General features: G+C 50.5%; 6 protein-coding genes. 1 reads left to right on the top strand and 5 read right to left on the bottom strand.

From position 1 onward, the window contains the following. Nucleotides 1-289: 289 nt before the first annotated feature. From kdpA to HY879_02635, 4 genes are all read right to left on the bottom strand, one after another. Nucleotides 290-2,095 (bottom strand): potassium-transporting ATPase subunit KdpA, encoded by a 1,806-nt coding sequence (gene kdpA / locus HY879_02650; GenBank protein MBI5602230.1) that lies wholly within the window; start codon nucleotides 2,093-2,095, stop codon nucleotides 290-292. A gap of 10 nt (nucleotides 2,096-2,105) precedes the next feature. Beyond that, nucleotides 2,106-2,189, bottom strand: a complete 84-nt coding sequence (gene kdpF / locus HY879_02645; GenBank protein MBI5602229.1) for a K(+)-transporting ATPase subunit F — start codon at nucleotides 2,187-2,189, stop codon at nucleotides 2,106-2,108. A gap of 83 nt (nucleotides 2,190-2,272) precedes the next feature. After that, entirely contained in the window at nucleotides 2,273-4,117 is a 1,845-nt protein-coding gene (locus HY879_02640) for a HAMP domain-containing protein (protein MBI5602228.1), read from the bottom strand. A 237-nt stretch (nucleotides 4,118-4,354) separates the two neighbouring features. Next, entirely contained in the window at nucleotides 4,355-5,710 is a 1,356-nt protein-coding gene (locus HY879_02635; protein MBI5602227.1) for a sigma-54-dependent Fis family transcriptional regulator, read from the bottom strand. A 569-nt stretch (nucleotides 5,711-6,279) separates the two neighbouring features. On the opposite strand from HY879_02635, the gene HY879_02630 reads away from it, so the two are divergent. Beyond that, on the top strand, nucleotides 6,280-7,119 hold the full coding sequence (locus HY879_02630) for an RNA polymerase sigma factor (GenBank protein MBI5602226.1): 840 nt from the start codon (nucleotides 6,280-6,282) through the stop codon (nucleotides 7,117-7,119). 39 nt (nucleotides 7,120-7,158) lie between these two features. On the opposite strand, the gene HY879_02625 is transcribed toward HY879_02630, so the two are convergent. Next, nucleotides 7,159-7,807 (bottom strand): MATE family efflux transporter (locus tag HY879_02625; GenBank protein ID MBI5602225.1); only part of this gene is annotated, 649 nt, incomplete at its 5' end.

Here is a 7,807-nt window from a genome sequence, read left to right as displayed (position 1 = left end):
TTTTTTAACAAAGCTCGGGGATTGAGCTTTTTAAACGAATCGATTATTGCCTGTCCGATGATAGCCCGTTCAAATAGGGAATGCGTTTTAGCCGCCATGATTCTATTTATCCCTTGAGGTCCTTTCAAAAGTCATAATTATACAAAATCAACCCTAATAGGTCAGCCCCGCCTGGGCGGGGCTGACCTATCTAATGGTTACAACACAATCGGCCTTCGGCCGATCCGACTATTGTCAGGCAGGATGCCTGACCTATTTTTACGGAATTTAGACATTTGCAAGAGGCTCCCTAAAAGAGAATTTTTGATCCGGTCATCAAAAAGTGTTCGACGACAGGACCCATGGCCAGGGCCGGAAGAAAGGTCAAGGCCCCGACGATAACGACCGTACCCACCAGGACGAGGGTAAAGGTTAAACCCCAGACGGGGAAGCTTCCCCCGGAAGAAGGAACGAGTTTTTTCCCGGCCAGACTCCCGGACAGAGCCATGATCGGCACCAACATAATAAACCGACCGAAAAGCATGGCCAACCCCAGGGTGGTGTTGTACCAGGAGGTATTACCGCTCAGCCCGGCAAAGGCGCTGCCGTTATTGCCGGAGGCTGAGGAGTAGGCATAGAGTATCTCGCTCAACCCATGGGGACCGCCGTTGTTTAAACCGGCCAGGCCCCACTTACTGACCAGTGCCCAGGCGGAGAAGCCGAGGATGCTGAAGATTAAAATCATCAAGGCCAGAACGCACACTTTGACATCGTAAGGTTCTATTTTTTTACCGAGATACTCGGGTGTGCGGCCGACCATCAAGCCTGTCAGGAATACGGCCAGAATAACGAAGATCAGCATTCCGTACAGCCCGGCACCCACTCCCCCGAAAACGACTTCGCCTAATTGGATGTTGAAAAGGGGGATTAACCCTCCGAGAGGGGTAAAGGAATCATGCATGGCATTGACCGCCCCGCAGGAGGCTGCCGTGGTGATGGAGGCAAAAAGGGTCGAGTTGAAGATCCCGAAACGCACCTCTTTCCCTTCCATGTTTCCACTTGCCGGGTCCAGGCCAAGGGCCTGGAGACGGGGATTGCCGGCCGATTCCGCCCACCAGCAGACCAGGAAGGCACTGAGAAAGAGGATGGTCATGGCGCTCCAGATGGCCCAGCCATGCTTTTGATTTTTGACCATGCGGCCCAGATAATAAGTCAGGCCGCTGGGAATGAGAAAGATGGCCAGCATCTGAAGAAAATTGGATAAAGGGGTCGGGTTCTCATAAGGATGGGCGGCATTGGCGTTGAAAAAACCGCCGCCGTTGATCCCTAACATCTTGATGGCCACCTGGGAGGCCGCCGGCCCCTGGGGCAGGGTCTGCAGCACGACCTTCTGCTCTTCCATCACCGGGTTGCCCTGAGCATCCTTGACCTCCTGACCGCTGACGTCCTTTTTGGGGACCTGGATGGTTATGGGCTCGATAAGCCTGGCCGAATCATAGGCCTTAAAATTCTGGATGATGCCCTGTGAGGCCAGAAAGACGGCCAGTACCAGGCTGATCGGCAGGAGCAGGTAAAGGGTTCCCCGGATTAAATCGACCCAGAAATTTCCGATCGTTTTGGCTGAATGCCGGGCAATGCCGCGTACCAGGGCCGCGGCCGCCGCCAGGCCCACGGCGGCTGAAGCGAAGTTATGAAAAACCAGGCCCACCATCTGTGAAAAATAGGAAAGGGTTGACTCGCCGCCGTAATTCTGCCAATTGGTGTTGGTGGTGAAACTGACCGCCGTATTGAAAGACAGGTCGGCAGGAACCGGTCCGAATCCCTGGGGGTTGAGAGGCAGCAGGTTTTGGAGTCGAAGGAGAAAATAGGTAAACAGCAATCCGACCAGGCTGAACAAAAGCAAAGAAAAGGTATAGCCTTGCCAATTCTGCTCCCTTTTCGGATCCAAACCCAGGCACCGGTACAACACCCCTTCTAAGGGTTTTAGAGCCGGGTCAAGAAAGGTCTTGCCTTCGACATCCATAACCTGAACCAGATAGAGTCCCATGGGTTTGGTCAGTGCCAGAAGCACCAGCATATAGAGGGTGAGTTGAATCCATCCGTACGGGTCCGTCATTTTATTCCTTTCAAAACTTTTCAGGCCGCAGAACGGTTATAAAGAGATAAACGATCAGGATCAACCCGATAATCAATCCGATAATATCCCCCATGGGTCAGAGCCTTTCACAGGCCCGCATGTAGAGAACACACGAGCCAAAAAAAACGATGGTTATTAAAGTATAAATCACATCCATTATGAACGATCCTCCTGCTCCGAAGAATAAACAACCGTCCTAAGAGTAAAAGTAAAGATGCTCCCTTTCCCTTGTTCACTTTCTACGCCGACAGTCCCACCATGGGCCTCGATGATTTCTTTAACAATAGCCAGTCCAAGGCCGGCCCCCGACTCTTTTTCCTGATCAGGAACCCGAAAGAATTGTTCGAAGATCCTGGGCAGGTATTGACCGGGAATCCCCTTTCCCGTATCGGCGACGGAAAAATGGACCTCCGTTTTTTCGGCCTTGGCGGATACAGTAACTGAGCCTCCCGGAGAAGTGTATTTAAGAGCATTGGAAAGAAGATTGCCAAAGACATAATAGATCCTGGTCGGATCGGCCCAAACCTCGGGTAAATCGCCCGGGACCTCGACACTCAAGGTGATCCCCTGGTCGTGGGCCGCCCTCCAAAAAGGTTCCAGGGCTTCCATCTGCAATGAATTGGGGGGAATGGCCCGGAAATCCATCTTGGTCTTGCCGGATTCGATTCGGCTGATATCCAGCAGGTTGTTGAGAATATTGTGCAGCCGGTCGCTGTCTTCCCGGGCTGCCAAAAGAAGATCGACCTGTTTTTCCGTAAGAGATCCTACTTTTTCTTCCAATAGCAAATGGACGGCCATACGAATCGATGTGAGAGGGGTCTTCAGTTGATGGGATACGGTGGATATCATCCCTCTTTTTATTTCGTCTTGTTGCCTGATCTGGGTGACATCCTGAAGGACCATCACCACCCCGGCAGGTTGTCTCTCCCGGTCAAGGATGGGTACGGCCTCGGGCTGAAAATATCGTTCTTCACCTTTGATAAAATGTTGTACGATCTTTTGGCTACTTTTTTTCGGTGTTGTGCGGTCCTGTTTGATGGCTTCTTGATATAAGCCATTTATCCATTCAAAGGGCAAATCCTTAATAGGGATATTGGGCTGCAAACCAAAAAAAATCTTAGCAGCTTCTGTGGCCACTTCCACCTTGCCTTCCAGGTCGATAACCGCTACCGCCTCCGGCAGGCTGTTAAAGGCCTGTTGGGTGGCCTGCTGGATTCGAATGAGATTGGCTTGATCGGAACGGCGAAACTCCCGCAGACTTGTGGCCATGGCATTGAAGGCTTGGGACAGATGTCCGATTTCATCGCCGGAATTGCCTGGGACAACCAGGTCCAGATTTCCCCGCTTGATTTCATCGGTGAATTGAATAAGACGATTAATAGGCCGTAAGACCCATTTCCCGATAAAAAATACAAACCCCACGGCTATCAGCGTTCCCGCCAATAAGAGAATATACATTCCCCTTTTGGCAGCAGCGGCGCTCCGGCGGGCACGATCATTGGCCTGACTCATATTTTTCTGATTCATTTGCAGGATTTCATTGGCCGTAGATCTGATTTGATCGAATAAAGGAAGGAGCTCCCGGAAATAATTCTGCCGCCGGAGGGAAATCGGAAGGCTTGAATCTTCTATTCCTTCAAGTGTGGTTTTGTATTGGTTAAATTGTTTCTGTAGTATTTGGGCCTTTTCTCCTTCACCCGGAAGGGTGATGTTGTTCAATTCAATCCGGAGGGCCTTTTCAAAGGCCTTTTCATTTTTGCGGATCAGTTCATTCCCTTCATCGATATATCCCTGAAGGATAAAAAGGATTCCGCTGTCCATTCGTTCCAGGGCTTCTTTCATGTCCTGGCAGGCGATGACACTTTGGTAATTTTCCCGGAGGATGACGTCGATGGATTCTCCCAGTTTGCTTAAGAGGATAATACTTTGGATACCAATGACCAAAATAATGACCAGCAGCCCACCGAAGCCGAGAGATATTTTTTGGCGAAGACCTAACATGGCTTTCCCTTGAAACTTGAAACTTGTATATTGAAACTTGTAAAGCAAAACCCAGGCCAAGCCGTTTGCAACTGTAACTTATTGTAAGGCATGGATTTTTATTTTCAAGAAGAATTTGCCGTCTTGCAGTTTTCAAGAAAGGGCTCAAAAATTCTTTGAAAATTGCAAGGAGCTTGGCGGTCTTTTCCTGCCGGAATATACCTGGAATGAGGTCTGGATTAACTGCAAAAAGGAGGATCAGATCCCGTATTTCTTGCGACGGCGCCAGAGGGTGGCCTGGTCGATACCCAGGATATCTGCCGCTTCCTGGAGCGATTTGGTGATGGCCAGGATTCTTCGGATGTGTTGTTCTTCTATTTTTTCCAGGGTAATGGGGTCGCCTACGTTGGGGAAGGATTCATGGGGGGTGAGATTTTGAGGGAGACATTCCCAACCGACACGCTCGGTCTGACAAAGGATGGCTATCCGCTCGATGATATTGCTCAACTCCCTGACGTTTCCCGGCCAGGGATATTGTTTGAGTCCCTTTAAGGCTTCTTCGGTAAAGCCGGCAAAGGCCCGGTGATTATTCCGGCCATAGAAAGCCAATAATTTCTCGGCCAGCCCGACCACATCCTCCGGACGCTCGCGCAAGGGGGGGATTTCGATCTGGATGACGTTAAGACGAAAAAAGAGGTCTTCGCGGAACCGTCCTTCCCTTATTGCTTTTTCCAAATCCAGGTTGGTAGCCGTTATCAGACGCACATCGGCCTTTCGGGTGATCGTATCGCCGACCCGTTCATATTCCCTTTCCTGGACGAAGCGCAGCAGCTTGGGCTGCAGGGGCAGGGACAGGTCACCGATCTCGTCAAGAAAGAGGGTGCCGCCTTCGCAGGCGGCCACCCGGCCCGGGTTGTCCCGAACGGCCCCGGTAAAGGCCCCCTTGACATGCCCGAAAAGTTCGCTCTCGAGTAATTCCGCGGAAAAAGAAGGGCAGGAAATGATGCCCAGCGGTTTGGCCGCCCGTTTACTCCAGGAGTGAATGGCCCGGGCCAGAACGGTCTTGCCGGTTCCACTTTCCCCGCGCAGTAAGATGGTGGCCTCGGACGGCGCCGCCTGACGGGCCAGATTGACGGCCCGTTGCATAATCGAACTGGTGCCGGAAAATTCCACCTCTGGATTTGACCTGCCCAGGTCTTCCTGCAAAGCGGCAACCCTTTGTTCCAAGGTTCGCATCCCGCAGACTTTTTGAACGGCCAGTTTTACTTGAGCAGGGGTAAATGGTTTAGGAAGGTAATCCGTGGCTCCCCGCCTCATGGCCTCGACCGCCGTATCAATGGAAGCATAGGCCGTGATGACGATAATCTTAAGCCAGGGCGTTTGCGCCAGTAAGGCCGGAATCAGATCCAAGCCGTTTTCCAGGCCGAGGCGCAGGTCTACAAAGGTCAGTTCAAAAGACCGTCGGGCGGTTTCGGTCAAGGCATCCTGAAAATTGCTGACGGCCACGACCTTGTGTCCTTCGGTCTCCAGGCAAACCGATAAAGTCTTGCGGATGTTGACTTCATCATCCACTATCAGGATATTCAAAGACGGGTGCAAAGGGGAATGGGTCATCTTTTCCTTGGGAAAGATCTTATAGTAACGATTGCCGGAGGCTCTGTATCAATATTATTATGGGTCTGCTAAGGAGTCAAGGGGCAATAATGCTCCCTTCTTTTCCCTTGACCCTTGTTTTGCCCTATCTTATAGTTTAGTTCGAAAATAAAGTTTCAAGTTTCAAGATGCAAGTTTCAAGTATGAATAACCTTGGACCTTGAAGCTATTTTCATGCTTCGTGGTGCCTGCTTCAGGCGGGCGTGAAGGTTTAATAATCAAAAAAACCTTAACGTCAGGAGAAAAGGGAACTTTGGATTGGCGGCCGCACTACTCAAGAAGCGGAACTGATCCAGGAGATCGAGAAGATGGTCGCAAAAATTCCGGGTCTCAAGGCATTGAAAATCGAGATAACACCGAGCACCAGTTTCAGCGAGTAAACCGATCCTTTCCGGCCAAGGCGCCATCAGGCCATGGATGAACATGTGGCATTTTTGTCTTTTTTATTGCCACGGGAACCGAATTTTTGGTCACACCCGATGGTTTCGGAGAGTCAAAAAATATAAGAAACCCGAAAAGGAAGAAAAAATATGGGATCAGACCTGGAGTTGTTGGTTGAAACCGCTAAAGAAGGGGATAAAAAGGCACTGGAAGACCTGATCTTAAAGATCCAGGATAAGATCTATGGGCTGGCCCTGCGGATGCTCTATAATCCATCGGATGCCGAAGACGCCTCCCAGGAAATACTGCTTAAAATTATAACCCATCTGAGCACTTTTAGAGGTGAAAGCGCCTTTACGACCTGGATGTACCGGGTGGCCGTTAACCATTTGCTGACCCTGCGCAAGCGTCGGGCGGAACTTGAGGCGGTGTCTTTTGAAGAATACGAAAAAAGTCTTGAACTGGATTCGGCGGTAGAATGGCAGGAGTCTCATTCCAGCGCCTTACAGAATATTTTTGTGGAGGAGATCAGGATCAGTTGTCTGCAAGGGCTCTTGCTTTGCCTGGATAGGGAACACCGCCTGGCCTTTCTTCTGGCGGATGTTTTCGATGTAAGCAGCGAACAGGGGGCAGCCATCCTTGAGATTACAGCGACGGCCTTTCGTAAACGTCTTTCGAGGGCCCGGGAACGGATACAGGATTTTCTGATGAAAAATTGCGCTTTGACCAATCCGGACAATCCCTGTACCTGCGAACGCTATTTGATTTCTCAGCATTATATGGAAAGGGTTGAGGAAAAGGATTTGGTTTTTGCCAAACATCCTTGCCGTAATAAGCAGGAAAGAGGCGTCTTGAATCGAATCAAAGAAATGGATGAACTGACCCGTATTGCCACCCTGTATAAGCGGTACCCGGACTTTCAAGCCCCATCTACCTTGATCAAAAATATTCGGGAGTTAGTCCATTCGAATCATTATGAATTACTCTGAAATAGCAAAATTGAAAGGAGCGTAACATGGAGAAAATGATTAGGGTTGGGTATTCGGGTCCAGTAGCCCCTTTTTCCACCTGCCCGTGAGGTAATACCCGAGGCTTACAGAGGAGAATCCGAAAAAGCTCAAGGCGATCCCAATCCATATCCCCGTGATGCCGAGGCCGGTCCGGGACAGGCTCCAGGCCAGCGGTATCCTGAACACCCACAACGAAAGGAAAGAGAACATCATGGTGACGAGGGTATGACCCGCTCCATTGATGACTCCGTTTGACACGAAGCCTATAGAGAAGACCACATAACAGGCGCCCACGATCTTCAGGTAATTGATTCCGATTTCCATCACCCTGGCGTCATTCCCAAGACCAAACAGGGTAAGAATGAAGCTCGATAGAAAAAATGCTATGAGGGAGATGAATAGCGTGATCGAGGAGATCAGCAAAAGGCCTCCCTGGAACACTTTTTTTACCCTTTGTGGCTTGCCCGCCCCAAGATTCTGCCCTGTTAACGCCGCTACGGCCATACTTATGGACATGGCGGGCATGATGGCAAACATATCCACCCGGGTTACCGCGCCGAAGGCATTGGTGGCTGCGGCCCCAAAGGTATTGACCAGGGTGGCTATCAGGAGGGAGCCCATGGAGACAATCAACTGTTGAATAATAGAGGGCAGTCCGATTTTGAAG

The organism is Deltaproteobacteria bacterium (assembly GCA_016219225.1).
GTDB lineage: Bacteria > Desulfobacterota > RBG-13-43-22 > RBG-13-43-22 > RBG-13-43-22 > RBG-13-43-22.
This window is presented reverse-complemented; position numbering and strand designations above follow the sequence as displayed.

Excerpts from the sequence above, each read along its gene's own strand:
- kdpA (MBI5602230.1), bottom strand. The coding sequence starts at position 2,095 with ATGACGGACCCGTACGGATGGATTCAACTCACCCTCTATATGCTGGTG.
- kdpF (MBI5602229.1), bottom strand. The coding sequence starts at position 2,189 with ATGGGGGATATTATCGGATTGATTATCGGGTTGATCCTGATCGTTTAT.
- HY879_02640 (MBI5602228.1), bottom strand. The coding sequence starts at position 4,117 with ATGTTAGGTCTTCGCCAAAAAATATCTCTCGGCTTCGGTGGGCTGCTG.
- HY879_02635 (MBI5602227.1), bottom strand. The coding sequence starts at position 5,710 with ATGACCCATTCCCCTTTGCACCCGTCTTTGAATATCCTGATAGTGGAT.
- HY879_02630 (MBI5602226.1), top strand. The coding sequence starts at position 6,280 with ATGGGATCAGACCTGGAGTTGTTGGTTGAAACCGCTAAAGAAGGGGAT.